Annotated in this window: 19 protein-coding genes and 1 pseudogene; 9 read left to right on the plus strand and 11 right to left on the minus strand. The window is 70.1% G+C overall.

From position 1 onward, the window contains the following. The first annotated feature begins 114 nt into the window (after positions 1-114). Both FOF48_RS07915 and FOF48_RS07920 read left to right on the plus strand, forming a co-directional pair. Positions 115-3465 (plus strand): serine/threonine-protein kinase, encoded by a 3351-nt coding sequence (locus FOF48_RS07915; protein ID WP_186001827.1) that lies wholly within the window; start codon positions 115-117, stop codon positions 3463-3465. After that, positions 3462-5147: a sigma-54-dependent Fis family transcriptional regulator gene (locus FOF48_RS07920; protein ID WP_143899555.1), complete on the plus strand. Its 1686-nt coding sequence runs from the start codon at positions 3462-3464 to the stop codon at positions 5145-5147. Before FOF48_RS07915 ends, FOF48_RS07920 begins: the two co-directional genes overlap by 4 nt. A 25-nt stretch (positions 5148-5172) precedes the next feature. Here FOF48_RS07920 and FOF48_RS36935 read toward each other — a convergent pair whose 3' ends face one another. Beyond that, positions 5173-5298: a hypothetical protein gene (locus FOF48_RS36935; RefSeq protein ID WP_255442005.1), complete on the minus strand. Its 126-nt coding sequence runs from the start codon at positions 5296-5298 to the stop codon at positions 5173-5175. 383 nt (positions 5299-5681) lie between these two features. Here FOF48_RS36935 and chrA point away from each other — a divergent pair, with 383 nt between their 5' ends. Beyond that, positions 5682-6965 carry a chromate efflux transporter gene (gene chrA, locus FOF48_RS07925; RefSeq protein ID WP_143899556.1) on the plus strand — a complete coding sequence of 428 codons (1284 nt, stop codon included), beginning with the start codon at positions 5682-5684 and terminating at the stop codon, positions 6963-6965. Between the two features lie 367 nt (positions 6966-7332). On the opposite strand, the gene FOF48_RS07930 is transcribed toward chrA, so the two are convergent. The 3 genes from FOF48_RS07930 to FOF48_RS07940 all read right to left on the minus strand — a co-directional run bounded on the left by FOF48_RS07930 (position 7333) and on the right by FOF48_RS07940 (position 9263). After that, positions 7333-7788 (minus strand): GNAT family N-acetyltransferase, encoded by a 456-nt coding sequence (locus FOF48_RS07930; protein ID WP_143899557.1) that lies wholly within the window; start codon positions 7786-7788, stop codon positions 7333-7335. Positions 7789-7860: 72 nt separating this feature from the next. After that, entirely contained in the window at positions 7861-8208 is a 348-nt protein-coding gene (locus FOF48_RS07935) for a hypothetical protein (protein WP_143899558.1), read from the minus strand. Positions 8209-8381: 173 nt separating this feature from the next. Beyond that, positions 8382-9263, minus strand: coding sequence for an AraC family transcriptional regulator (locus tag FOF48_RS07940; RefSeq protein ID WP_143899559.1), 882 nt, complete (start codon positions 9261-9263; stop codon positions 8382-8384). Between the two features lie 120 nt (positions 9264-9383). Here FOF48_RS07940 and FOF48_RS07945 point away from each other — a divergent pair, with 120 nt between their 5' ends. Continuing rightward, the gene (locus FOF48_RS07945) at positions 9384-10130 is read left to right on the plus strand and encodes an SDR family oxidoreductase (protein ID WP_143899560.1); all 747 of its coding nucleotides are present in this window, start codon (positions 9384-9386) and stop codon (positions 10128-10130) included. Positions 10131-10348: 218 nt separating this feature from the next. Here FOF48_RS07945 and FOF48_RS36940 read toward each other — a convergent pair whose 3' ends face one another. The 4 genes from FOF48_RS36940 to FOF48_RS07960 form a co-directional block, all read right to left on the minus strand. Continuing rightward, positions 10349-10483, minus strand: coding sequence for a hypothetical protein (locus tag FOF48_RS36940; protein WP_255442006.1), 135 nt, complete (start codon positions 10481-10483; stop codon positions 10349-10351). A 192-nt stretch (positions 10484-10675) separates the two neighbouring features. Next, a complete protein-coding gene (locus FOF48_RS07950; RefSeq protein ID WP_143899561.1) occupies positions 10676-12961 on the minus strand; it encodes a heavy metal translocating P-type ATPase in 2286 nt (761 codons plus the stop codon). A gap of 395 nt (positions 12962-13356) precedes the next feature. Continuing rightward, positions 13357-13998 (minus strand): response regulator transcription factor, encoded by a 642-nt coding sequence (locus FOF48_RS07955; RefSeq protein ID WP_143899562.1) that lies wholly within the window; start codon positions 13996-13998, stop codon positions 13357-13359. Then, complete coding sequence (locus FOF48_RS07960) at positions 13995-15134, minus strand: sensor histidine kinase (protein WP_255442007.1); 1140 nt, start codon at positions 15132-15134, stop codon at positions 13995-13997. Before FOF48_RS07960 ends, FOF48_RS07955 begins: the two co-directional genes overlap by 4 nt. A 159-nt stretch (positions 15135-15293) precedes the next feature. Between FOF48_RS07960 and FOF48_RS07965 the strand changes: the two genes are divergently transcribed. Continuing rightward, positions 15294-16004 carry a DUF2306 domain-containing protein gene (locus FOF48_RS07965; RefSeq protein ID WP_143899564.1) on the plus strand — a complete coding sequence of 237 codons (711 nt, stop codon included), beginning with the start codon at positions 15294-15296 and terminating at the stop codon, positions 16002-16004. A 53-nt stretch (positions 16005-16057) separates the two neighbouring features. On the opposite strand, the gene FOF48_RS07970 is transcribed toward FOF48_RS07965, so the two are convergent. Next, positions 16058-16279, minus strand: a complete 222-nt coding sequence (locus tag FOF48_RS07970; protein WP_143899565.1) for a hypothetical protein — start codon at positions 16277-16279, stop codon at positions 16058-16060. 127 nt (positions 16280-16406) lie between these two features. Here FOF48_RS07970 and FOF48_RS07975 point away from each other — a divergent pair. Next, positions 16407-16619, plus strand: a pseudogene (locus tag FOF48_RS07975) (LysR family transcriptional regulator); the annotation flags it as partial. Between the two features lie 858 nt (positions 16620-17477). Here FOF48_RS07975 and FOF48_RS07980 read toward each other — a convergent pair. Beyond that, a complete protein-coding gene (locus FOF48_RS07980; protein ID WP_143899567.1) occupies positions 17478-17852 on the minus strand; it encodes a hypothetical protein in 375 nt (124 codons plus the stop codon). A 602-nt stretch (positions 17853-18454) separates the two neighbouring features. Between FOF48_RS07980 and FOF48_RS07985 the strand changes: the two genes are divergently transcribed. The 3 genes from FOF48_RS07985 to FOF48_RS07995 all read left to right on the plus strand — a co-directional run bounded on the left by FOF48_RS07985 (position 18455) and on the right by FOF48_RS07995 (position 24985). Further along, on the plus strand, positions 18455-21958 hold the full coding sequence (locus tag FOF48_RS07985; RefSeq protein WP_186001828.1) for a DUF4157 domain-containing protein: 3504 nt from the start codon (positions 18455-18457) through the stop codon (positions 21956-21958). Between the two features lie 9 nt (positions 21959-21967). Beyond that, complete coding sequence (locus FOF48_RS07990) at positions 21968-22699, plus strand: hypothetical protein (RefSeq protein WP_143899569.1); 732 nt, start codon at positions 21968-21970, stop codon at positions 22697-22699. Between the two features lie 189 nt (positions 22700-22888). Next, complete coding sequence (locus tag FOF48_RS07995; protein WP_186001829.1) at positions 22889-24985, plus strand: DUF4157 domain-containing protein; 2097 nt, start codon at positions 22889-22891, stop codon at positions 24983-24985. 19 nt (positions 24986-25004) lie between these two features. Here FOF48_RS07995 and FOF48_RS08000 read toward each other — a convergent pair whose 3' ends face one another. Beyond that, positions 25005-25667 (minus strand): hypothetical protein, encoded by a 663-nt coding sequence (locus FOF48_RS08000; RefSeq protein WP_143899571.1) that lies wholly within the window; start codon positions 25665-25667, stop codon positions 25005-25007. Between the last annotated feature and the right edge of the window lie 57 nt (positions 25668-25724).

Genomic DNA, 25724 nt, shown 5'->3' on the forward strand with positions numbered 1-25724 from the left:
TGACCGGGTGACGTTCCTCGTCACGTCGCGGCACCCTCCCCAGGGGGCTCGCTCGACGCGTACATTCCCAATCCAATGTTCAATTCCAGACCGTCGCGTGCGCCGGGAGGGGGCGTGCTCCCGTGGGTGTTGCCGCTGCTCGTGCTGGCCGCCGCGTGCGACAGCGCGAGCCGCGAGCGTCCTCCCGTGGCCGAGGCGGCCGGCACCTGGCGCTTCTACCGGGAGCTCTCCCTGGACGAGGTGGGCGGGAACGTCCCCGCCATGCACGTGGATCCAGGCGGAGGGCTCTGGGTGGCGGTGTCAGGAGACGCGACCACCGCCGGGCGCTCGCGGCTGTATCACCGCCCGCCGGGGGGCTCCTGGCGCGTGGTCCACGAGGGCCCCTTCGCCACCGAGCTGTCGCTGTCGTCGTGGCGCGCGGGCGAGGTCTACTTCGGCTTCAATCACACCCTGAACGGCTTCGAGCCCAACCTGCTGCGAGTGACGGCCGAGGGCAGTGAGCCCATGCCCACCCCGAGGGAGCGGCTGGACGACAGCGAGTTCCTCCAGGTGGGCAGCTATGCCCTGCTGCCGGACGGAGACGGCTGGGCCTGCGGACAGCGCGCCCGGATGTGGCGCTGGAGGAACGGGGCGTGGGTGCACCAGCCGTCCTTCGCCGCGTGGACACCGGAGGCTGGGGCCAACACCTACTACTGCGGCCAGGTGCACTTCGACGCCCAGGGCCAGGGCTGGGTGCTGGAGTACGGCGGGGCCAGGCTCTGGCGCTGGACGGACGGGCGCTGGGAGCGCGTCCCGCCGCTGGACGGCGACAAGGAGCACGCCCTCCACGCCAGCGGACTGGGGAGCCGTGAGGGCCGCCTCTACCGCTTCGAGGAGGACCGCTGGCATCCCATTCCGGGGCCGTTCTCCTTGGGCAACATCGTGCTGGACGTGGACGGCCGGTGGGGCGCGAGCGAGGGCACGGTCTTCCGCGTGGAGCGGGAGCGGTGGGTGCCGGTGGCCAGCGGGCTGCGCTTCGAACCGCGCGCGATCGCCGAGTCGGGCGGAGAGGTCTGGGTGCTGGCCCACGATGGCATCTACCGCTCCACGGACCGGCGGGTGCCCACCTTCGCGGAGACGCCTCCCGGCACGCTCCCCAAGGGCCTGCTGCACACCGAGGCCGCGGACTTCGACGGGGATGGGGACGAGGATCTGCTCGCGCTCACCCCCGAGGGCGGCGAGGGCACGGGCAGCGCCTCGATGGTGGCGTTCCGCAACGACGGCGCCGGCCGCTTCGTTCCGCTCGACGGCGAGCTGCCCCGGCCCATCCAGCTGTGGAATGGGCGCTTCGCCCTGGGGGACCTCGACGGGGACGGGGACCTGGACCTGGCGGTGGCCACCCGGGCGGGGACGGTGGAGGTGTGGCGCTTCTCCGCCGGGCGCTTCGAGCGCGCGTGGGCCCTTCCCGCGAACAACGCCAGCGTGGCGCTCGTGGACATGGAAGGGGATGGGGACCTGGACCTGCACGTGGTGACGCAGGAGCGGCACGCCTTCTACCTCAACGATGGGGCGGGCCAGTTCACCCTCGGGCCCGAGGCGCCCACGCCGCCCGGGACGGACCACGTGCTGTGGGACGACGCCGACGGGGATGGGGATGCGGATGGCTTCGCCCTGCGCTGGAGGGACCCACCGCTGCTGCTGCGCCAGGACGCGCCGGGGCACTTCCAGGTCCTCCCCCTGCCGCTCGTCGCCGAGGGAGGCGCGTGGACGGACCTCGACCGGGACGGCCGGCCGGAGGCGTCCGCGCAGCGCCTGCACAACCCCGAGCGGGCCTTCCCCTTCGTCACCTGCCCGCCCACCCCCAGCGGCGGCTGCGAGCCCTGGCCGCACCCCGCGGCCCCCGCCGGGCTGGTGGTGGATCTGGATCTGGATGGCCACCCCGACGTCATCCAGGCGGAGCTGCGCGTGGGCGCCCGGATGACCCAGGGCGGCGAGGTGTACCTCGGAGGCGCGCGGGGCTTCGAGCGCATCACCGACATCACGGGCCCGCTGTCCCAGCCCGCGGTGTTCGACGCCAACGGGGACGGGGCCCCCGACGTGTACACGCCGGAGCGAGGCCTGCTGCTGGCCACCGCGAACGCGGGCCGCGCCGTGCGGGTGGACGTGAGCGCCAGCCACAGCGACAGCCGAGCCGAGGGCGCCTGGGTGTTGCTCCGCCCGGAGGCGGGCGGCCCCCCGGTGGCCACGGTCCGGGCGCGAGGTGGAAGGGCGCGGGTCGGACTGCCGGATCCGTTGGCGCGCTACACCCTGGAGGTGCGCTTCCCCACGGGAGAGCGGCGCACCCTCGCGGGAGTCAGCGCGGGCAGCACGGTGCGGGTGAGCGACGTGGAGGGACCGGCGCGCGCGGGGCGGCTCGCCATGCTGTGGGTGTCCAACTCGGTGCGCCTCGCCAACGGGCCTCGCGAGGGAGTCTCCCTGTTGCTTGGGCTGCTCGCGCTGGGGTGGGTGGGCAGGCGGCTGGTGCCCGGCCAGCAGCGGGTGACGCTGCCCGTCTTCGCCACCAGCGTCCTCGTGCTGCTCGGGCCGCTGGTGCGTTGGGGGGCGCCCGGTGTCCTCCTGCTCGGGCCCGGCGCGCTGCTGGCGTCCCTGAGCACGGGACTGCTCCGCGCCTGGAACCAGCGGCGCCGCGCGCGCCGGCATGCCGGGCCCTACGTCCTCCTGGAACAGCTGGGCTCGGGCGCCGCGGCCACCGTGTGGCGAGCCCGGGGGCCGCACGGCGAGGTGGCCCTCAAGCTGTTCGACGCCGAGGCCATGAGCCACCCCGAGGTGCGCGACCGCTTCTTCCGCGAGGCCCGCGCCGGCATGCAGATGGCCCACTCGAACCTGGTGCGCATCCTGGAGGCCGGCACCCTCGAGGACGGAAGGGGGTTTCTCGCCATGCAGCTCGTGGACGGCCCGTCCCTGCGCGCGCACCTCGCGGTGCGTGGCACGCTCGCGGCGGACGAGGTGCGCGGCCTCGCGCACGACGTGGCCTCCGCGCTCGCCGCCCTGCACGGCGCGGGCGTCGTGCACCGCGACGTGAAGCCCGAGAACATCCTCCTGGGCTCCCAGGGGGCGGTGCTCACGGACCTGGGGCTGGTGCGCAGCATCGTCTTCAAGACCGTCACCCGTCACGGGGCGGCGGTGGGGACGCTCGCGTACATGAGCCCCGAGCAGTGCGTGGGTCGGCCCGTGGATGGGCGCAGTGACGTGTGGAGCCTCGGCGTGGTGCTCTACGAGTTGCTGTGCGGCCACCGGCCCTTCCTCGGCACCCACGAGCTGGAGCTCGTCTACCGCATCCACAACACCCCCGCCGCCCCCCTGCCCTCCACCGTGCCGGAGGACCTGCGCGCCCTCATCGACCGCTGCCTGTCGCGAGACCTGGAGGAGCGGTTCCAGAGCGCGGAGGCGCTGCTCGAGGCGCTGGACCGGAAGGAGGCGGCATGAGCGCCCCACCGCTCGTCGAACAGGTGCGTGAAGCGCTGCGGGCCTTCGTGGAGCTGGAGTCCCTTGCCCGCGCGGAGGTCGTGGACCGGGAGCGCCTGCGGACCTGGGCCCTGGAGCACTTCGGGGCCCTGGTGCGCATCGAACAGGAGGCCTCGCGGATGGCCGCGGCCCCGCCGCCCCGGCCCGCACCGCCGCCAGAGCCCCCCAAGAGCGCGGTGCAGCGCTCGCTGGAGCAGGTGTCGGCCGCGCCGCTGGGCACCTCGCTGGAGGTGGCGCTGGGCGCCCTGATGGACCTCACCGGGGCGAGGCGGGGCTTCGTCGGCCTGCGCGGGAGGGGCGGAGCGCTGCGCTTCGCGGCCCACCAGGGCTTCACGGATCCGCACCCCAGTGGCCCCGAGGGACAGCTGTCCCGGACCATCCTCGCCGCCGCCCTGGAGACGGGCGGCCCCCTGCTGCTCCAGGACGCGCGGGTCGATGTCCGCTTCGCCCAAGCGCCCAGTGTGATGGCGCTCGCCCTGCGCGCGGTGCTGGTGGTGCCGCTGCCGGGCCGCGCGGGGCCCTTCGGAGTGCTGTACCTGGACCATCCGAGCACCGCGGGGGCCTTTGGCCCGGAGGCCCGCGAGCACGCCGAGGCCTTCGCGCGCGCCCTGGGGCCGCTCCTGGAGCGAGATGTGGCGCTCGCCCGCGCACGCGAGAGACGTCAGGAGCGGGGCGCGCGGCTGCGCACGGGCCGCAAGCTGGAGGCGCTGGTCGGGGAGAGCGATGCGATGTTGGAGCTGTTGGAGCTGCTGGTGAAGGTGGCCCCCTCCCCTTCCCCCGTGCTCATCCTGGGCGAGACGGGCACGGGCAAGGAGCTGGTGGCGCGAGCACTGCACGAGCACTCCCGCCGGGCCTCCGGTCCCTTCGTGGCCATCAACTGCGGAGCGCTCTCACCGGGGCTGGTGGAGAGCGAGCTGTTCGGTCACGAGCGAGGCGCCTTCACCGGGGCCGAGCGGACGCGCCCCGGCAGCTTCGAGGCCGCGGACGGAGGCACCTTCTTCCTCGACGAGGTGGGCGAGCTGCCCTTGCCCGTCCAGGCGAAGCTGCTGCGCCTGCTGGAGGGCGGCACGTTCATGCGGGTGGGCTCCACCGAGTCGCGACGCGCGGATGTGCGAGTCATGGCCGCCACGCACAAGGAGCTCCACGCGGAGGTGCGCGCCGGACGCTTCCGCGAGGATCTGCTCTTCCGGTTGGATGTCGTGCGGCTGGAGGTGCCACCGCTGCGCGAGCGAGAGGAGGACATCGGTCTGGTCGCCGAATCGCTCATCGCCCGGCTCGTCGCCGAGCAGGGCCTCCCTGCGCGAAGGCTTCACCCGGCCGCCCTGGCCGCGCTGGAGTCCTGGTCCTGGCCAGGCAACGTGCGCGAGCTGCGCAACGTGCTCGAACGCGCGGTGGTGCTGAGCGACGCGGAGCGGATCGGCTTGGACGTGCTGCCGCCGGAGATCGCTGGAGCCCTTCGGCCAGCCACCACCCCCCGGGGCATCAAGGAGGCGGTCCGTGTCTATCGCCAGCGGCTCGTCCAACAGGCGCTCGACACCAGCGGCAGCCACGCCGAGGCGGCGCGCCGCTTGGGCGTCAACCCCAAGTACCTCTACAAGCTCATCAAGGACATCGAGTCCGAGGCCACCGACGCGGAGGGCTGAACCCTGTCTCGCACGCCGGAGTCCTTCAGTCCTGGACGTGGAGCGGCCCGAGCGCCGCGGTGCTCGCCAACGGCAGGTGGACGAGCCGCGGGGAGAGGAAGCCGCGCTGGAGGTTCAAGAACAGCTGGCGGCCCTCTTCGATGGCGCGCACCAGGGTGCCGACGTCGCCGCCAGCCGTGAGCGCCTCGGTGCCAGTACGCGACAGGAGGGGAACTCGCGCAGCGCCCGGAGGTGGGGGGCTCGACCGCGTCCGGTCCTCGCAATCGACCCCTGGTGGTTCCACACAACCGGTGATGTGGTTCTCGCGCGGACGGCCACATTCACGACGGGGTTGCTCGGTCACATCATGCTGGCACTCAAGCTGAACCAGGAGCGCATGGACCTGTCGCAACAGGGAGTCGCCTCGAACCGCTTCGCCGCCGGCTGGCTCCTCGCCAGGGTCGGGCTGTCGCTGACGATGGCGAACGCGCCCGGGCCGCGCGCGGCACCGAGGACCGCAACGCGCCCCTGGTGCGTTGAGTGGACGCGCAGGTCATGAGCGAGACGTCCACCCCCACTCAGCCTCAGGAGAACGAGGGAGCCGCGTCAGGTCGCCGCGAGACCGCCCCTGTTGGGTCACATCCGCCGACGGCGAGCCGCCTCCTCGAAGTAGCAGCCGCGTTCCTCCGCCTCGGCTGCCTCTCGTTCGGCGGTCCAATCGCCCACCTCGGGTATCTGCGAGCCGAGTTCGTCGGGAGACGAAGATGGCTCGACGACGCGCACTACGGCGACCTGGTCGCGCTCTGCCAGTTCCTCCCGGGCCCCGCCAGCAGTCAGGTGGTCTTCGCGCTCGGCATGCAGCGCGCCGGGCTGCTCGGAGCCCTCCTCGCATCGGCGTGTTTCACGCTGCCATCGGCGCTGCTCATGATTGGCTTCGCCTACGGCGTCGCCCGTGCCTCGGACCTGGGCAACGCCGGCTGGCTGCATGGACTGAAGCTCGCGGCCGTCGCGGTCATCGCGCAGGCCGTGTGGGGCATGGGCAGGAGGCTGTGCATCGACCGCGCGCGCATCTCGCTGTGCATCGGCTCCGCGGCGGTGCTGCTCGCGTTCCCGGGCGCCCTCGCCCAGTTTGGCGTCATCGCGGGCGGCGGTCTCGTCGGCTGGTGGCTCTATCGAAGCACGGTCTCAGTGGGGGCGCCGCCGGGCGTCGTCAGCGGTACACGCGGCCATATCGCGGCAGCGGGAGCGCTCGTCGCCTTTCTCGCCCTGCAGGTGGCGCTCCCGTTGCTCGCCTCCGCGACGGAGTCGCACGACCTCGCCGTCTTCGACAGTCTCTATCGCGCCGGCTCGCTCGTGTTCGGCGGCGGGCACGTCGTCCTCCCGCTCTTGCGCGCCGAGATCGTGCCCCGCGGCTGGCTCACCGATGATCAGTTCCTCGCCGGCTATGGGGCCGCCCAGGCGCTGCCGGGGCCACTGTTCGCCTTCGCGGCCTATCTTGGGGCAGCGATGAAACCTGGCGCTGGGAGTTGGCTCAACGGGCTGTGGTGTCTCCTGGCCATCTTCCTGCCTGCGTGGCTGCTCATTGGCGGGGCGCTCCCGTTCTGGCATCGGCTGCGAGAAAAGCGCTGGGCACGGGCGGCTCTCGCCGGTGCGAACGCCGCGGTCGTCGGCGTGCTTCTCGCGGCGCTCTACACTCCGGTCATGACGGAGAGCGTGCGCGGCCCCCGTGACGTCGTGGCAGCGCTCCTGGCCTTCGGGCTCCTCGAGCAATGGGCGGCACCGCCGTGGCTGGTTGTCGCCGCAAGCGCCGCGGCCGGGCAGTGGCTGCTCGGCGCTTGAAGTGCCGCTGGCATTGAAGCGACTCGACGCATCGCCTTGGAATGCGAGCCGGGTGGCAAGCCTGAACGGTCAGGGCGCTTCGATGTCCGACTGCACCTGGAGCGCCAATCCTTGGTGGTTCGTGAGGACCAGGCCCTTCGCCATGGCGCCCTGGCGATACTGCCTGCGCAGCGTCAAGCTCCGGCGCTCCACGCTCCTGCTCGGACTCGTCAAGCGCCTGCTCGAGCGAGCAACCGTGCACCCCGCCTTCGATTCGGTGGGGCATGGAGGGCGAGTCACCCGTCCGACCGCTCCGACGTCATGGCAGAAGAGCCTGCCGGCACGGAAGTGAATGGCAGTCCCCTACCTCCGGCGAAGCGAGCCACGCTCACTCCGTCGAAGCAAGCCTCATGAGGACTTCGGCGACTCCGTCCGGGTGCTCCGGGCTCTCTTCGAGCAGGGCGCGGAAGCCACACTTCTCAAGGACGCGGATCGACGCGAGGTTGTGGAGCGCGACCCACGCATGAAGCGGCCGGGTGGGCTCGACCAGGAGGAACTCAGCCAGGGCCCGAGTGGCGACGCCTTTGCCCCAGTGCTCGCGACCAATCCAATAGCCGATGAGGCGCATGCCCTCCTGCGACCAACTGCCGATGTTCCCCACGACCGCGCCGCCCATGACGATGGTGCGGGAGACGTTTTCAGGGCGGAGTACGTTTGTCCGCCAGTGGGCCATGAACGCATCGCGCTCCCGCGATGAAAACGCGGCCATGCGCAGCGCGTCTGGGTCCCGCTGGTGTTCGAAGAAGATGGGAAGGTCCGCATCCGTGACGTCGCGAAGGATCATTCTGAAAAGGCTCCCAGCAATCCGCGCCGAGCGCGGAGACAATGTTCACTTCGACGGCGACGGCATCCCGCGCTACTCGAACTCCACCAGCATGCGCTCGCCGTCCCGAAGAACGCGCACCGGTCGCCGCATCCCAGCCTGGAAGAGCGGCGCCTCCATCGGCCGCACGGAGCGGTCCGCCGTGGCCTGGAACTCGGAGTCCTCGGAAGACAGACGAATGGCCAGCGAGAAGCGGAGGATGTCATTGCGCCCGTGGCTGAATCCGGTTTGCTCCCAGCCGAGGATGCGCGCCGTCCCTGCCTCCCCCTGCGCGAGCACCTTGGCGCGCCGGACGTCAGCCCCCACTGTCCACCGAAGCAGGGCCCCGATTCCGACGACGAGCGCCACGACGAGCACTCCCACGATGATGATGACCGCCATGGCCGAATGCTACCACATGAGCCTCCGCGCCTGAGCCGGTCGCCGTACCATGGACGCATCCCGGCGAGTGAGCGAGGCGCGCACGGTCATCATGCGGATTGGCCAGGCGCGCGGTGGGCTTCGTCGGCCCGGCGCGTCCGCCCATGCCGACCTCTTCCCTGACCCGGGTGTGCTCAACCGGCGCGGAGGCGCGCTGCGTCTCTTCCCGGTGAGATCCCGAACTGACGGACGTACTCCCGGCTGAACTGAGAGGCGCTCTCGTAGCCCACGGCGAACGCGACGCTGGACACCGCACCCGGGGGCGCGGCGAGCAGGCGCAGACGCGCCTCCTGCAGGCGCACCTGCTTGTGGAAGGCGAGCGGGCTGAGGCCGGTGACCGCCTTGAAGTGCCGGTGGAACGACGACACGCTCATCGACGCGATCCCCGCGAGCGTCTCCACCGGGAGCGACTCGGCGAGGTGCGCGCGGATCCACTTCACGGCACGCTGGATTTGCGCCAGCCGGCTGTCCGCCCGGGCAATCTGTCGCAAGACGACACCGCGCGGGCTCTGGAGGACGCGGTAGAGCAGCTCACGCTCGATCATCGGCGCGAGCAGCGGTGCGTCCGCCGGTGCGTCGAGCAGGCGGAGCATGCGCAAGAGCGCGTCGCACATCGCCTCGGTGGTGGGGGTGACCATGAGTGCTTTCGCCGCGTCCGAGCTGTCCGCCACCGTCGCGGGTGGAAGCTCGAGCAGCAAGGCAGCGATGCTCGCGGGATCGAGCTCGAGCGACACCGCGAGGTACGGATGATCCGCGCTCGCCTCGATGACCGCCCCGACGACCGGCACGTCGAGCGAGACGAGGACGAAGCTGCCCGCCCCGTACTTCAGTGTCCGGTCGCCGCTGCTGAGCCGCTTGGCGCCTTGGAGTGGGAAGTAGATCTTCGGCTCATACATCGTGGGCGTCGGCGCCGTGGGGCGGCGGCTGGACCAAAGCGTGACGCCGGGGAGTACGGGCGGAGGTGCGGAGGCGTGGCGAAGGACCAGCGCGCGGAGTTCGTTCAACGGGTGGGTCATGAGCGTCGCCCTCCTTCCTAATCGCTTTTCTCCTCAGCCGCATTGAGAGGATCAGGCAAGACAACGACAGCATCAAGTGCGCTTCGTCGGCTACATCGACCCGTCAAAGGAGATGGCCACATGAGCACGCGGAAGACGGCGGTGATCACCGGCGCGAACAAGGGACTCGGGCGCGAGATCGCGCGGCGACTGGGACAGAAGGAATACACGGTATGGCTCGGCTGCCGGGACACCGAGCGTGGCGACACGGCAGCCGCTGGCTTGCGCGCGGAAGGCATCGACGCCCACGCGCTCCAGCTCGACGTGACGAGCGACGCGAGCGTGAAGGAGGCGGCCCTGACCTTCGGCAAGATCAGCCCGCGGCTCGACGTGCTGGTGAACAATGCCGGAATCTTCACCGGCGAGTGGGGGCCACCGAGCCAGACCCGCCTCGATGACATGCGCGCCATCTACGAAGTGAACACCTTCGGACCGGTGCGCGTCACCCAGGCCTTCCTGCCGTTCCTGGTCAAGGCAGGCCAGGGCCGCATCGTCATGATGAGCAGCAGCCTGGGCTCGATCTCGAATCAGCTCGACACGACGAGCGAGGACTACGGCGTCAACCTGCTCGCCTACAACTCGTCGAAGAGTGCGCTCAACATGATCACCGTGCTCTTCGCCAAGGAACTCGCGGCCCACGGCATCAAGGTCAACGCGGCCAATCCCGGCTATACGGCGACGGATCTCAACCAGCACCAGGGCCGCAGGACCGTTGCCGAGGGAGCCGAGATCGCGGTCCGGCTCGCCACGCTCGGACAGGGGGGACCGACAGCAGGCTTTTTCCACGACGGACACGCCAGCGGCCCCGGGAGCCAACACAACTGGTAACGCCGCACGCGCGCGTGGGGCCTGTCGTCTCAGGCGAACGGACGTCGGAGTGAGCCCCCCGCCTTCCGCGAACCTGTGCCGGCGAAGTCGGGGCTGAATCCCCCAGGCTCCGCCGGCGGCGCCGCGCTCGCCCCCATGCCACCGAGCGCGACGGGGAACACGCGCGGCCTTCTCCGGCCCAAGTCCACCGCGGGTTTCGTCGTCACGGAGACCACCGGTCAGGTGGCGAAGCAGTTGCCGACCGCGCGGTAGCGACCTCCGACCGGGCTCCGCTCCAGGATGAGGCGGTAGAGGAGCGCGGCGTCGAGCCGATGCACGGCGGGCCACCGGTTCTGTCCCTCTTCGATATACATACGCGGGAGCGCCCTTCTGCCGCGCAAGCTTGATGAGCGTGGGAACCCACCATGGCCCAAGGCTAGCACCTGGGATTGGGGGGCCTATGCGCCCCCCCTTGTTGGGCGGCCTTGAGGGGACCACTGAGGTCCAGGTCCCGTTCGAGGAACGCGCGCCGTCACCGTGGGCGGCGCATCCCGGGCGACCGGTGTTCAGGAGACGGCCTCGAAGATCTCCTCCTCCTGGGCGAAGTGGAGCTGGAGGATGGCGCCCAGACCGTACAGGAGCCTCCGCAACTCGCGCCGCTCCAGCGCGTCCGGCCCCTGTTCGCCCAGGTCCACCACCCGGCGGTGATAGAGGCGACTCAGGTGGGCGATCTCCCGGTGGGTACGGCTCATGGTTCCCAACGGATCTTCGCCCCCGAGCAGTCGCGCCAGCGTGGGATAGAGTTCGGTGTCATCCCTGCGCTCGTGAGGCAACAGCCGCTCGTGCAGCAGCACATCCAGCTCCACCAGTTCAGACTTCTGCTGGCGTGCGCCAAGCGCATCCAGCCGGTCGGCCATCGATTGGACACGCTCGAGCACGGGGCGCAGCTCCTGATGCTCGGCCATCAGCTGGCGCACCGTCTGCTCCGGCAGGCCATGGCGCGCAGGCACCAAGCCGCCTCCGCCCAGAGCTCGCAGGGCGTTGAGGATGACGGCCACGTCGATGCCCTCCTGCAGCACGGCCCCCACCACCGGCCCCAGCAGGCCCACCGCCGCGAACCCCATGGCCACCACGGACAGGCTCATGCCCACCGCGACACTCTGCAGGGCGATGGAGCGAGCGCGGCGGGCCACGAGGATTCCCTCCACGAGGCGATCCAACCTGTCCACGAGCAGCACCACGTCCGCGGCTTCCGCCGAGGCCCCCGAACCCCGCGCGCCCATCGCGACGCCCACGTCCGCGGCCGCCAGCGCGGGCGCATCGTTGATGCCATCCCCGACCATGAGCGTGATGCCAGCGGCGCGCTGGGAAAGGACCGCTTGGACCTTCTCTTCGGGGCTGCGCTCGGCAAGCACGGCGTCCACGCCCAGGGCGGCGCCAATCGTCTCCGCCACCTCCGCCCGATCTCCGCTCACCATGATGAGCCGCTTCACGCCGGCCCGGCTCAGCAGCCGCAGCGCCCTCGGCGCTTCGGGACGGATTTCGTCCGCCAGCAGGAGCGCTCCGGCCAACCTGCCGTCGATGGAGATGAATACCCCGGAACAGCCCTCATACCCCATGCGTCGCAGCACCACGCGAGTCCAGGGCGAGAGCGACTCCGAGTCCTCCACCCAGGCAGGTGAGCCGAGCCGCAGCCGGTGTCCCTCCACCACGCCGCTCATGCCGACCCCGGGCTCCTCCTTCGCGCCGGTGGGCAGAGAGAGAGCAAGGCCTCGCTCGCGCGCGGCGGAGACGATGGCGCTGGCGATGACGTGCTGGGACGCCTGCTCCAGCGAAGCGCCCAGCCGCAACAGTTCCTCGGGCCCCTGGGTGCCGGCGGTTTCGATGGCCGTGAGTCGGGCCTGTCCCGAGGTGAGGGTCCCCGTCTTGTCGAACAGCAGCGTCTGCGTGCAAGCGAGCGCCTCCAGGGCCGCGCCATCCTTGATGAGCACTCCGCGGCGGGCCGCACGGGAGATCCCTGACACGATGGCCACGGGAGCCGCGAGGATGAGGGGACAAGGTGTGGCCACAACGAGCACGGCGAGCGCCCGCACCGGGTCGCCGGCCAGCAACCCGGCCACACCGGAGAGGGCCAGGGTGAACGGGACGAAGAGCAGCGCATAACGGTCGGCGATGCGAACGAAGGGCGCCTTCGAGGCCTGCGCGGATTGAACCAGGCGCACCACGCCCGCGTAGGTGCTCTCGTCGGCCGTGGAGAGCCCGCGCAGTTCGAAGGGCGGGCCCGCGCTGATGGTGCCACTACGCACGCGCTGCCCCATGGGGTGGGACACGGGGAGCGACTCGCCCGTGAGCGCCGACTCATCCAGCACCGCCTCCGGGGAGGCCACGAGGCCATCCACGGGCACCACCTCGCCTCCCTTGATGAGCAGCAGGTCCCCGGGCTCCAGCGCCCCTACTGGCACCTGTACGAGCCCCCCTTCTTCATATCGGGTGGCCACCTTGGGAGCCCGTCCGAGCAACGAGGACAGCTCGCGCCTTGCGCGGGTACGCGCGTAGTCCTCCAGGGCACCGCCACTCGAGTACATGAGGGCGATGATGGCGCCCGCGAGGTACTGACCGAGCCCAAGGGCGCCTCCCATCGCGAGCAGGGCGACGATGTCCACTCCCGTCGTGCCGTGACGCAGGGCCTGGATGATGGATACCGCCACGACGAGCATCACGGGCACGACGCCTGCGGCCCATGCGACGTCCGCGACCTGGGAGGCGCCGAGAAGCCAGGCGACGCCTCCGACCAGCAGCCCCCCTGCGGACACGGCCAGCAGCCCTGCTCTTGGGAGCCAGGAGGACTTCATTCGATGCGTCGCCTCACATCCGGGCCCTGCAGGCCCCTCTTCCAAAATAGTCTCCGCAAAGGGGATGTCTCGGGTGGCCGCCTGACAGGCTTTTGGAGAAGCCTGGCTGGCAGGCATATGGCTCTGCCTCCGGTCATGTAAGGAGGTCGTCTCCGTGACCATGCACGGCGCGCTGAGGGCCAATCCGTTCGGCCTGATGCGCGCTGCGTGCCTCCGCGGGACAGGGCATCGCGCAGGTGCTCGAATTCAACTTCCACGACTCGGCGAAGCTCCTGTCGGCGAGGGTCTGCGCCTTCCTCGACTTCGTCGTGGCCGCCACCCGCGAGTAGCTTGCCGCCCCGGCGGGATGGTGCGTCTTGACGCCCCCTCGTGACGCAAGCGCTCCGCCCGACCTGCTAGAGGCAACCAAGCTCCATGCCTCGCAGGACGGCGCGGGTACGGTCCCTCACGCCCAGCTTGGACAGGATGCTGGAGGTCTGGTTCTTCACCGTCCCCTCGGCGGTGCCGAGCGCGTCGGCGATCTCCCGGTTGGACCATCCTCGAGCGATGAGGCGCAGCACCTCCAGTTCGCGGCGGGTGAGTCCCTCGGGGAGCTCCGCGTGAGGGAAGTCCCGAGGCAGCTCCGCCAGGCCGCGCGCGACGCGCTCCGCCACACCAGGAGGGAGCAGTGTCTGTCCCGCGTGGACGCGGCGGATGGCGTCGGAGAGCTCCTCCAGGGACACGTCCTTGAGCAGGAAGCCCTGCACACCGGCGCGCAGCGCCTCGATGATGGCCGCGTCCTCGTCGAAGGTGGTGAGCAGCACCACGCGACGGTGAGGGGTATCGCGGCGCAGCGCGCGCAGGGCCTCCAGGCCCGTCATCCGAGGCATGCGCACGTCCATCAGCACCACGTCCGGATCCAGCTCCGCGACCTTGGCCAGCGCCTCTTCCCCGTCCACCGCCTCGCCCACCACTCGCAGGTCCGGGGTGAGGTCCAGCAGGCTCCGCAGGCCCTGCCGCACCATGGCATGGTCATCCGCCAGGACCAGCCGGATCATGAGTCCCCCCTCACCATCGCGGGGAGCCAGGCCTCCAGCTCCCACCCCCGCCCCGCCTCCGCGCGCCACACCACGTCCCCGCCCAGTCGAGTGAAGCGCTCGCGCATGCCGGTGAGCCCGGCGCCGGGCGTGGGAGTCGTCGCGCCCCGTCCGTCATCCCGCGTGACGACCCGCACCCCGCCCGCCGGAGTGGACTCGACGCGAATCCACAACCGCGTGGCGAGCGCATGGCGCAGCGTGTTCGTGAGGACCTCCTGGACACAGCGGATGAGCGAGTGTGTCGCTTCGGATGAAGCGAGCGCGAGGTCCTCCGGGATGTCGAGGTCGACCGTCAGTCCCGGCGTGTTCGCGGCGAGCGCGTGCAGGGAGGCGCGCAGAGGAGGTGGCGTGTCACGCAGGGCCGAGACCGTCTCGCGCACCTCGGACAAGAGGGTCCGCGCGGCCTCGCGGGCACGCCGCAGATGCTCGGCCGAGGGCGTGTCCTTCGCGGTGTACGCCGCGGCCTCCAGGTTGAGCGACAGGGCCGTCAGGTGGTGCCCGAGCGAGTCGTGCAGCTCCCGCGCGATGCGCAGCCGCTCCCCTTCCCGCTCCCGGGCCGCGAGCAGCACCTGCGTGGACTGCAGCTCCGCGTGGAGCCGGGCCAGCTCCCGCCCCGCCTGGGCCTCGCGCACCATGACGACGGCCGAGGCCAGGGTGAACCCCTGGAAGCCGATGAAGATGAGCCCCTGGATGAGGGCATGCGAGAGGGAATGGAGGCACAGGTACACCAGCACCAGCGCCACGGACTGCGTGGCCACCCAGAGCACCGCTCGACGCTGGGGGAGCAGCTCGGGCACCTGGGCCGCGACGATGGCGAGCAGCGCGCCATCCACGCCCGTGCGACTGGCGCCCACGGCGATGAGTCCCGCGAGTGACTGGACCGCCAGCACGGGCACGCTGCCGTCATCCTCGGCGATGGCGTTGCGCGCGTAGGCCATGCCGAAACCGACGAACGCCACCAGCCAGAGCAGCGACATGGGTGACAGGAGCGAGGGGACTCCACCGCGCAGCAGCGCCTCGACGTGGGGCGAGCCGACGACGCCCCAGGTCAGCAACCCGGCCGCCAGCAGCATGCGCCGGGTGGAGGGAGATTTCACAGCGCCGTGCCTCTGGGCCATGTGACACAGCATAGGGCCCGCGTCGTGAGAGCGGCATATGCCAGAAGTCACATGGGCGGGGTGTGACTTCCCGCAGATGTGGGCCCCTCCGCCCTTCCCGTACCTTGGCCACCGACTCGCAGTTCGTCGGAGACACACATGACGTTCTACTCGCTCGCCCGCTCGCTCCACATCGCTGCGGGGGTCGTGGGCTTCATCACCCTGTGGCTGCCGTTGTTCGCTCGAAAGGGCGGCGCGCTGCACCGGCGCATGGGCTGGGTGTACGTGAGCGCCATGGGGGTCGTCGCCTTCACGGCCCTGATTCTCTCCGGGACGCGGTTCATCGTGGATCCGGCCGTGCGGTCCGTCGCCCTCTTCTTCATCTCCCTGAGCACGCAGAGCGCGGCGGCGGCCTCGCTGGGAGTCCGGGTGCTGCGCGCGAAGCAGCGCACCACCGCGCACCGGAGCGTCTACGACCTGGGCATCGCCGGCCTCACCCTCGGCACGGGGCTCGTCACGCTGACCTGGGGCGTGATGATGAACGCGCCCTTGCTGTGGGGCTTCGCGCCCGTGGGAATCTTCGTGGGCGCGTCGACGCTGTACTACTGGCTGACGCCTCCCCGGGAGCGCATGCACTGGTGGTTCCAGCACATGGCCGCCATGGTGACCTCAGGCATCGGCACGCTCACGGCGGTCCTGGTGGTGAATGCCCGGCACCTGGGCATCAGCGGAATGCAGCTCGCCGTGTTCCTCGGCCCCACGGTGGTCGGGGTCACGGGGCTCCGCTTCTGGGGGCGCCACTACCGCCAGAAGTTCTCGCCTCCGCCCAGGGCGCTGTCGAACGCGCCCCTCGCAGGCTCCGAGCGCTGATGGGAGGTCGCATCCCAGCCGACCGCCGAGCCGCGGGCCGCTCCGACCTGAGTTCAGCAGTCCGCGCCGAGGTGCGCCTTGGCGACCATGCGGGCCGCTTCGTTCTGGATTTCGTCCAGCCGCCGGACGAGCTCCCGGTCCAGGAACTGGCGCTCTTCGAGCACCGCATCGACGTCGCTCCAGGCTTCGCGGGCGTTGTCGTACCTGTCGTCCTCCCAGCTCTTGATGATGTCGTTGGCCCGCGCGGTCAGCTCCGCGTGCTCTTCGTCGGTCATGTGAACCTCGTGGGGGGGGGGTTGGGTCGTGTCTGTGCCGTCCCGGAGCAGGCTCCGGGTTTCGCGCTGATGAACAGAAGTCAGGCTCCTGGCCGGCCGAGAATCGAGCGTGTAGCTTCTCTGAACGATGGCGATTACTTCGCTCAATTCTCTAAACGCCTTCGTCGCGGTGGCACGCAGGTTGAGTTACGCGCGAGCGTCGAAGGACCTTGGCGTCTCGACCTCCGCGCTCAGTCAATCGGTGCGTCAGCTCGAAGCCCGTATCGGCATTCCGCTGCTCACGCGTACATCGCGCAGCATGGCTCTCACGAAGGCCGGGCAGCGGCTGCTCGAGAATGCGGACCGGCGTTGAACCAGACGTTGGAGCCGATCGGGCGTGAGCAACTTCCATCCCGACCGCGTGATGGACCTGATCGTCCACGATAAGATCTGTACCGTGCCAGGTTTCACGCGGCCCAGAAGTCCCGGCAGCACGTCGACGCCGCCATTCGCTGGGGGCTGGGGCACTCTGCCCAGGACGCCCTCCGCAAGGCCGACTGCCCCGCCGAGGGCTTCTGGCTACGCGATTTGTTAGAGAACTCCTGGCGACCTACTTAGCAACTCGACGCACTTCCATTGTAGTCATAGTAACGACCGCGCACGCCACTAGACTCCGAGCTGCCGTCGCAGTTGCAGATTTCGCGTCCCACCTCCACTGTCTTCCCGATGTCGCTGTACCAGTAACGAGTCCAGGACATCGAGCCGTCGCACGTGTAGATGATGCCCTGCTCCTGGGTTCCCAGCTCCCTGGCGGTGGAGGACTCATCGGAGGGAGCTCCTCCACAGGCGGAGACGAACAGGGCCGCAATACTCGCAAACACGACGCGATTCATTGACATGGCTTTCCCTCGCTCAGCGGACGCGCGAAGGCGCATCCGCAGGCCTGAGGATCTCCCGGCAGCCCTCGGGAATGCAAATCACCACATCAACCACAAACATCCAATCCCAGCGAAATCGCGCTCGACCGCTGCGCCGGAGCACCCGTCCGCTCCGGCGCAGGACCTGCTATTCGCGGAACAGCTCGAGGTCCGACGGCCCCACGCCCCTCTGGGTCTTCCATGAGATTGGCGATGCGCTTGCAGTGGCGAGGGCCCTATCCCGGGACACGCGACTCTGGCGCGTGGCACTGACTTCATGCCGCCGCGATGGCGGATGCGGACTACTCGGCCCTGACCCTGAAACAAGCCTCGCTGATGCCCTGGAGGTGGTCGACCCCGCACTTGTTGTACTTGACGCCCATCGCGTCCAGCTCCGCTTCGGAGGCGGACTTGCAGGCCGGAATGTCGTTCACACAGTCAGCGAAGTCCTCGAGCATCTTCTTTTCGCTGTCCGAGCAGCGCTCCATGGCTGATTCACAGAGCTTCTCCTGCGCGTCCGTGTATTCGCCCGTGTCATCGGGATCTTCCTGCACGAAGCCACAGGCCTTGGCCTGGCTCGTCACCTTGTTGACCCCATCCTTTATCTTCTCGCACACGCTGCTACCGCAAGCCGTCAGTGAAGCCATTGCCGCCAGGCCGATCAGGACCTTCTTCATGATGGGTTCTCCCCCTCGAGACGAGGTGTAGGTGTTTTTCGGCGGGGCGCATCCCAACGGACCATTCCAGTGAGTTCAAGGAAATCCCGCCCTTGGGAATCCAATCCCAAAGACAGGACGAAGCTCGGCCTTGCGTGCATTGGCTTTGAACAACGGATGCACGAATGCGGACTGTCAAGGACCCAGGATGGCGGACGCCGTGGAACACGACGGGACCGCCATCAAGCTTCGGCTCCCCGGCGGCAAACGCTTTCGTGCGCATGACACTTCGCACATGAGCCCACGTGGGCTCTCTTCATCGCGGAAGACAATGGTGTAGTCTGTCATTCCAGACACACGGTCAACGAGGGCAGCATATGAGAGCCCCTCCGCAACACCGGGCCGCTTCCCGCGGCATTCGTCCGGAGTCGTCGCCTTCGGGGGAAGGCGCATCGTCGACACACCGCCCGATCCTGGGTCCCTCCGCCATGGGGAGGGCCCCGGCGCGTCCGCCTGCCTTCGACTTCAGCCGACTTCCGCTCCATCCCCCACTCCAGGCCAGGCGCGCGGTCAGTGAACCCGGAGATGCCTCGGAGCAGGAGGCGGACCGATTCGCGGATGAGGTGACAGCGCCCGCGACTCCCGCGACGGATGCCGCTGGCGCGGCGCCCGCGATCCGCGCCCTGCCCGAGGCGTCCACCGCGACTCCCGAGCTCCTCGCATCCGAGGAGCCCGTGCCCTTCACCACCGGCGAGGCCCCGCGCGACATGCGGGACGCCCCTGACGGTGGGAGCCCTCCCTCGGTGGACCGCAAGGCGGAAGCCTCAGCCCCGGCGAACGGCGGCCTTCCCCAGGGAATGACGTCGCGGTTGGCGGCCTCGCGAGGCATGGGGACTCCGCTGCCTTCGCCCGTGCGCACGTTCTTCGAGCCCCGGCTCGGCTACGACCTGGGGCCGGTGCGCGTCCACACCACGACCACCGCCGCGCGGATGAGCCGACAGCTCGACGCGCAGGCCTTTACCCATGGACGGGACGTCTATTTCGGGTCCGGCCACTACAACCCCTCCTCCTCATCCGGAAGGTGGTTGCTCGCGCACGAGCTGGCTCACGTCGTCCAGCAGGGACACGGCACCTCGGGCTCCGTCCGGCTCCACCGCAAGGGCAAGGAGGGGGACCCGACCCCGGGGGAACACAGATATCGCTTCAACATCAAGGTCAGGCGGGTGCTCCCACGCGACGAGGCGGCCGTGGTCGTCCTCCAGCAGGTGTTCTCCGTCAGCGAGAACCGAGCGAGAGAGCTCCTGCAGTTCATGAAGGATCAGAACATCCAGAACCTGAACTACCCGGGCTTCCGCGCCGAGGACGTGAAGGCTGGGAAGCAACTCGCGTCCTTCGATGTCGGCGCCTACGAGGCGCTCTCCGCGCACCTTGGCCGTGGCACCTCGGGACAAGGAGACGCGTCGAAATCGAAGCAAGGCGCCCAGGGTTCGGGCGGCGGAGAAAAGAAGCCTCCTCCCCTGCCCCCCGCGTTGAAGGGCAAGGTCAACGCGGAGACCGACCGGCGCTACTGGGAGCGCACGGGCGACACGCCGGGCAAGCCGATCGGGAAGTCCCCCAAGGACCAGGACCAGGCGGATCTCTGGAAGAACATCCAGCAGGAGGTCCTGGCCCAGCTCGAAGCGCTCCGGGGCCTCGCGCCGGACGCGCAGGAGCTGATGGGCGGCGCGACCTCCTTCCAGCTCAAGGACCTGGAACAACTCCAGCGCATCGCCAAGAAGGTGGAGCAGATGTCGCCCGAGGACCGGATGCTGTTCCGGCTCATCGCGAAGCAGCTGACGGGCGACCTGAATCGCTTCGAGCAGTCCGTCGACGTGTTCCTCGGCGCTCGCGACAAGTACCGCGCGGACCTGGAGGCGCTGGCGAAGCAGCAACAGGCCGCGCGCGGAGGCGAGCCCTCCCTCCAGGAGCAGATGGACGCGGCGTGGAAGGACTTCGACACGGCGGGGTTCGGCACGCTCGGCGAGCAAGGCAAGCAGGACCTGGCGCGCGCTCGCGCGGCGAAGCTCCGGAACATCCAACTCCAGTACATGGTCGAGCATCCCGGCGAGACCGGCGCGGGCATGGTCAAGGGGCTGTCTCCCGTGGAGATGGCGAAGGGCGTGGCCGAGGACGTCCGCGTCGCGCGGGACCCGAACAAGAGCGGCTTTGCCCGCTGGGCCGCGGGCTTCGGCGCGGGCAGCAAGACCCTTGGCTGGGCCGCCGGTGTCGCGGGCGTCCTGTATGTCGCCCTGCTGTTCGTGCCCGGGGTGAACGTCGTGCAGCTGGCGACCACCGCGCTCGTCGCGGGTGTGGCGGCCCTGGTGATGGCCGGCGTGGAAGCCGAGCTGAGCATCCAGGCCGCTGGCGAATCCACGACGGTGGAGGACTTCAAGGAGCAGACGCAGCGCGCGGCCACCGCGCAGACGAACGTCATCGTCGGCGCGGCGCTCATCGCCCTCGGACTGGCGCTCAAGCTGTCCATGCGCATCCGCCTGCCGGGCCGCTACCAGAACGTGGGGCACGCGCTGCGCATGGCGCGGGAGGCCCTGGCGAAGCAGGTGGGCATCACCACGAAGTTCGGTCAAATCCAGATGGAGCTGCTCGCCCAGTTGCGTGAGGAGGGCAAGGGCCTGCCCCAGGCCCTGACGGAGCTGAACAAGGGCGTCTCCACCACGCGCACGGCCATCCAGGCGATGACGGGCGATGAGCTGCTCAATCGCATCATCGCCAACGACGCGGCCCTCAAGGACCTCATCGACGCGCACCCCGACCTCGTCGAGACGGCGAAGCAAGCCCAGGCTGTCGCGAAGACCCACGGCGGCCAGAACGTCCCGGAGACCGTGCGCGAGAACCTGCTGCGCTCGCTCACGGACGCCGAGGCCCAGACGAAGGCCCACGCGGACCGCTTCGAGGCGGAGCTGAAGACAGCCACGGACGCCATCCAGAAGGCCCTCACCCCCGAGGAGCTGAAGGCCGCGCTGGACGCGGCCGAGAAGCGCTTCGGACAGGAGGAACTCCAGAAGGCGGTCCAAGCCGCGCATGAGAAGTCGCTCAAGCAGCGCGTGGAAGAAGAGCGCTACCGGGGCATGACGGAGAAGGACCTCCAGGACACCGCCGACGCGGACCCCAAGGCCAAGGCCGAGCTGGACCGGCGGGCGGAGGTGAAGACGCAGGCGGAGAACTCCCGCGTGGGCCAGAAGGTGGGCGCGGACATCGCCGCCCGGCTCACGCCCGACGTGCTGGGCGCGCTGTACGCGCTGGACGATGCGTCGCTCCAGGCGCTCGCCGGAGCCACCTTGGAGGAGCTGGGGCACGTGGCCCGCGCCGTGCGCCGCATCAACGCGGAGCTGGTGAACAAGCTGGTGGCGGGGGCGGGCCGGAGCGCCGCGGTGGGCCTGGGCAAGTTCCTGGAGGCCCATCCCTCCTGGCGGCTCAATGCCGCGGAAGCCCTCTGCAAGATGCTCATTGAGGGAGCCACCAACCCCGTCGTGGCAAGGCTCGCCGCCAAGCTGATGGCCCATGCGGACATGCCAGGCATGGAGAACTGGGCCGTCCTCACCAGCCGCCAGCTCAAGTCCCCCGTCAACCTGATGGAGATGGAGGTCAGCCTGGACGATGCCATCCGGCAGTCCGCCACCCACCCCGGCAAGACGGAGATGGAGATCTACTACTACGAGGGCAAGAAGCTCACGTACGAGGAGATGAACGCGACGCGCCAGTCGTCGACGTTCGACAAGAACAAGCTCAAGAACATCGACGTGGAGACGCCGCTGGAGCGGCGCGAGTGGAAGCGGGTGCGGGAGGCCATCACCAACGACGCGAAGCTGACGACCCAGGTGAAGGAGGCCCGCCTCAAGTTCAAGGACGCCGAACTGCCGCGCGGCTCGGGAGGCAAGCTGAATGTCGGCATCGTCGACTACAGCACCTTCCTGGATCCGTCCTACACTCCAGCGAAGGTCCAGCAGGTGTTGAAGCAATGGCTGGCCCAGGACACCTACGCCATGCAGTTCATGGACAGGCTCGAGGTCCGCTTCGTGGACGCGAACGGAGCCCCCCATGAGCTCATCATCGACGTGCCACCGCCATAGGTCATGCGAATGGGTACAGGTTTCATCGAGACGTATCAGTCCTCCGACGAGGACTGCGAGCTGCTCTCGGTCCTGTGGGAAGGACTTGCGGGCCAGGACGCGCTGTGGCGCAAGCTCCTCGAAGTGCTCGAGGTGTTGGGCCAGTTGGAGCCCGTGCTCGGCACGGTGTCCGGGACGCAGAAGGTCGTCCTCGCTCCTGCCCAGGCGCGACTGGAGGACCTGCGCTCCGAACAGTGGCCCATCGCGCTCGGAGGCCAGCTCCGCGAGCGCTCCCTCACGGGGCTGGAGCGCCGCTATCACCAAGCGCTCGCGAGCGGCATGGAGGAAGTGTTGCCCGACGGGTGGCCCCTTTCCGTGGAGGCCTTCCTCTTTCTTCCTCCCGGGGTGGACCGGGTCGAGGTCATCCGCTTCGACCTCCCCGAACTGCTGGAGATGGGCCCCCTGCCCTTGCGCCCCGCCCCCGCGCCCTCGGATGACGGCTATACGCGCTGGCAGACGCAGTCCGAGCCGGGCAGGGAGGAGACGCCGCTGTTCCTGGATGTGACAGGAGAGCTGAGCGAGCACGCACGGGCCATCACGCTGCGAGTCTGCTCGCGGCTGGACTTCTTCCGACCCGTACGCTTTGGCGGCGAACCCAACGGCTCCCACGCGCTGCGCAACCTCCGCCATCTCCACGCGGTGATGTCGGACCTGGCCCAGCGGACCTCCGGCCGGGTCGTCCCACGAGAACCGCTCGACTGACGCCACGTCCCCGCGCCCGGACGATTCGAAAGAAAGTCTCGCGTTGGGTACGCTATCCGGTAGCGCTGGCTCAAGGGGGGCTCTCCGATGGCGATGTTCAACCGGGCAGCACGTGCGTCCGCGGTCTCCGCTCCGGCTCCGAAATCCGCGTCGCGTCCTCCCGTGCTCGTGCCCCAACCGAGCCCACTGATGGCTCCCCCTGAGCTGGCCGTCGTGGACTGGAGCGCCGCCCGGCCGCGCACCCCGTCCGCGGCCTCTCCGGGAGCGCCGGCGGACGCAGGCACACCCCAGCCCGCCTCTTCCGCGGCCCGCTTCGACTTCGCCCGCCTCCCCCTCCTGCCTCCGGCTCCGCGCGTCCACGACGCGCGGAGCCGCATGCCGACCGGGACGCTGCGCCCCATGCCAGGAGGCTCGACGACGAGGCCGCTGGGCAACATGCGAGCCCTCAGCACGCCCACCGTCGCCCGGCCCCTGCCCGCGGGAGCCGTCATTCCGGCCTCCGTGGCGGCGACGGTGGGCGCCTTCGGCACGAACCTGCTCCGGGCCGCGCTCGCGCCCCACCCTGCCGTCGCGCGCCCCATGACACCGCAGGGTGCGTCGCTTTCGCTCTCGCGGATTCAGGGAGGCGCCCCCATCCCCGCCCAGGTCCGGGCCCCCTTCGAGCAGTCCTTTGGCTATGACTTGTCACCCGTCCGCCTGCACACGGGGCCCACCGCGCGGCGGGCCGCGGCGGCCGTCGGCGCGGCGGCCTTCACGCTGGGCGACCACATCGTCCTCGGAGGGGGCCTCGATGTAACGAGCGGGCCGGGCAGGCACGTCCTCGGTCACGAGCTCGCCCATGCGCTCCAGGCGCGGCGCGGCGGTGGCGCCGGGCGGATCAGCGACCCCTCGTGGCCTTCCGAGCGCGAGGCCGAGCACGCGGCCCGCGCGGCGCTCGCGTCCCGGCCCTTCGAAATCACCGAGGGCGCGGGGGACGACCTGCACCGGATCGCGCCCTGGCTCATCCTGGCCGGCATCGGACTGGTCGCGGGGGTCGTCACCTGGGCCCTCTCGGACAGCCCCGAGGAGAACCAGCGACGGCACGCCGCCGGCGAGGAGGATGCCTCGCGAAGCCTCTGGACGCTCGTGCCCATCTACGGCTCGGTCCAACAGATTCGCGAGGCGGAGTCGTACTTCCAGCGGGTGCTTGGCACCGGCTTCCTGATGCTCGACTTCGCCACGCTCGGCTCCGCGGGCGTGGCGGGCCGGGCCCTCCTGCGTGCTCCCGCCGCCCTCGTCCGCACCGCGGTGGCTCGCCGCGCGGCGGGCACGCTGGCCATCCGGGAAGGCGGCGAAATCGTCTCGGAGGCCATGGCTCGCGAGACCACCGAGGCCTTCGCCCGCGAAGGAGGCGCGCTCTTCGCCAACCAGGCCGCCGCGTCGGCCGAGATGCTTCGGGCGCTGCAACGCGGCGCCATGGTCGTCGTCACCGAGGGCGGTTTGAACCACGCCGCCATCTATGCCCGCAACGCCGCGGGCCAGGTGTTGCGCATCCACGGCGGCCCGCTGAAGGTCCTGTTCGAGGAGGCCCCCAGGGCCCTGTCATCCCAGATGGCGGACGGCATGGCGCGCCGGGTCAACGCCTACGTGGTGCTGGAGGCCGCGGAAGCCACTGTCAGCATCGAGCAAGCCGTCGCGACAGCGCAGCGCAGCTGGCCCGCGGTGCTGCGCTTTCTTGGAGGCAATCCCACCAGCTGCGGCATCGTGCAGGGTGCGGTGCTCGAAGCCTCGGGGCTGTCCGCAGCGACGCTGGGACGCCTCCTCCCCGCGGGCGGGGCCTCCGCCCGCCTCCTGCCCATCACCATCCTCGATCAGATGGCGGGGAGCGGAGCCTTGCGGTTCGTGGAAGGCGGAATGGCGCGCATCATCGGAGGCACCGCCATCCAAGGCGCCGTGTTGGGAATGGGCGGTGGGGCGGGCATCATCAGCTCCACCTTGATGCGGCTGACGGTCAACGCCGCCACGCCGGAAACGGCCGCCGCCCCCACGCCCCCTTCACGCAGCAGGCCCGAGGCTTCGGCCCGGACGGTGCCCCGCACCCCGGAGAGCGACGCCGCCGCCCGGAGCATCATCGCGCGGTGGGGCAGCGTGCTCGTGGGCCCCGCGAGCATGGTGAGCGCGTCGCTCCCGGAGATGATTCCGGGCTGGACCATCAGCAGCGACGAGTTCAGGCAGGCGGTCATCGCCTCAATGATCGCGCAGGGCATGGCCGCCGGCACCGCCAGGGCCATCATCCGCGGGGCCTGACACCTCCCGCACCACGGTGTCAGCGTGACGGATCGCCACCGGAATCGCCCAGGGCCTCCGCCCGGCGTCTCACGCGCTCCGCGTGCTCCTGGCGAAGCACGCAGACCTGACAGACCCCCACGATGAGCAGCAGTCCCCAGGTGGACTTCGGCGCGCGCGTCGCCCCCAGCGCGAGCACCGCGAACGCCAGGAGCCACGGCGCCCACATCGCCTCTCCATCCCGATACCGCACATACACCCTCGCCGGCAGCACCAGGAGCACACACGGCACGAGGAAGAGCAGCCACTCCCCGGGCGGCCGGCGCAGCATGAACCCGAAGGAGAGCGCCGCGAAACACACCCACTCCCCGAGGACGAGCCCCGTCCGGCGCGCGAGCATCCTCCGCTCGGGAGCGGGCAACCTCCGTGGCGAGGAAGCCCCCGCACCCAGGGCGTCCAGCAGCCGCGCCCTGCGCCCCAAGGCCTGCACCGTGACGCCCCCCACCCCCAGCACCCCGACGCCCACCATGGCGAGCAGGTCCACGGGCGTTGGGGCACGCGCACCCGGCTCGAGCCGCGCCGCACGCGGCCCCTCGGGGCGCGCGGAGGTCCTGTCGAGCCTGTCGGCGACGACATGCGCCATCAGCGCCGCCAGGGTGACGAAGAGACCGAGGATGATGGGGACCTCACGCGGGGCGGCCATCGCCCCAGTGCATGAAGCCCACGGCCTGCTGTCAAGCCGCCTGGTGGATTTCAATCC

Source organism: Corallococcus sp. Z5C101001 (genome assembly GCF_007352635.1).
GTDB lineage: Bacteria > Myxococcota > Myxococcia > Myxococcales > Myxococcaceae > Corallococcus > Corallococcus silvisoli.

What these genes read in the sequence shown, in the direction of transcription:
- FOF48_RS07920 (WP_143899555.1), top strand. Translation starts at nt 3,462, where the DNA reads ATGAGCGCCCCACCGCTCGTCGAACAGGTGCGTGAAGCGCTGCGGGCC.
- chrA (WP_143899556.1), top strand. Translation starts at nt 5,682, where the DNA reads ATGAGCGAGACGTCCACCCCCACTCAGCCTCAGGAGAACGAGGGAGCC.
- FOF48_RS07930 (WP_143899557.1), bottom strand. Translation starts at nt 7,788, where the DNA reads ATGATCCTTCGCGACGTCACGGATGCGGACCTTCCCATCTTCTTCGAA.
- FOF48_RS07935 (WP_143899558.1), bottom strand. Translation starts at nt 8,208, where the DNA reads ATGGCGGTCATCATCATCGTGGGAGTGCTCGTCGTGGCGCTCGTCGTC.
- FOF48_RS07940 (WP_143899559.1), bottom strand. Translation starts at nt 9,263, where the DNA reads ATGACCCACCCGTTGAACGAACTCCGCGCGCTGGTCCTTCGCCACGCC.
- FOF48_RS07945 (WP_143899560.1), top strand. Translation starts at nt 9,384, where the DNA reads ATGAGCACGCGGAAGACGGCGGTGATCACCGGCGCGAACAAGGGACTC.
- FOF48_RS36940 (WP_255442006.1), bottom strand. Translation starts at nt 10,483, where the DNA reads ATGTATATCGAAGAGGGACAGAACCGGTGGCCCGCCGTGCATCGGCTC.
- FOF48_RS07950 (WP_143899561.1), bottom strand. Translation starts at nt 12,961, where the DNA reads ATGAAGTCCTCCTGGCTCCCAAGAGCAGGGCTGCTGGCCGTGTCCGCA.
- FOF48_RS07955 (WP_143899562.1), bottom strand. Translation starts at nt 13,998, where the DNA reads ATGATCCGGCTGGTCCTGGCGGATGACCATGCCATGGTGCGGCAGGGC.
- FOF48_RS07965 (WP_143899564.1), top strand. Translation starts at nt 15,294, where the DNA reads ATGACGTTCTACTCGCTCGCCCGCTCGCTCCACATCGCTGCGGGGGTC.
- FOF48_RS07970 (WP_143899565.1), bottom strand. Translation starts at nt 16,279, where the DNA reads ATGACCGACGAAGAGCACGCGGAGCTGACCGCGCGGGCCAACGACATC.
- FOF48_RS07980 (WP_143899567.1), bottom strand. Translation starts at nt 17,852, where the DNA reads ATGAAGAAGGTCCTGATCGGCCTGGCGGCAATGGCTTCACTGACGGCT.
- FOF48_RS07990 (WP_143899569.1), top strand. Translation starts at nt 21,968, where the DNA reads ATGGGTACAGGTTTCATCGAGACGTATCAGTCCTCCGACGAGGACTGC.
- FOF48_RS07995 (WP_186001829.1), top strand. Translation starts at nt 22,889, where the DNA reads ATGGCTCCCCCTGAGCTGGCCGTCGTGGACTGGAGCGCCGCCCGGCCG.
- FOF48_RS08000 (WP_143899571.1), bottom strand. Translation starts at nt 25,667, where the DNA reads ATGGCCGCCCCGCGTGAGGTCCCCATCATCCTCGGTCTCTTCGTCACC.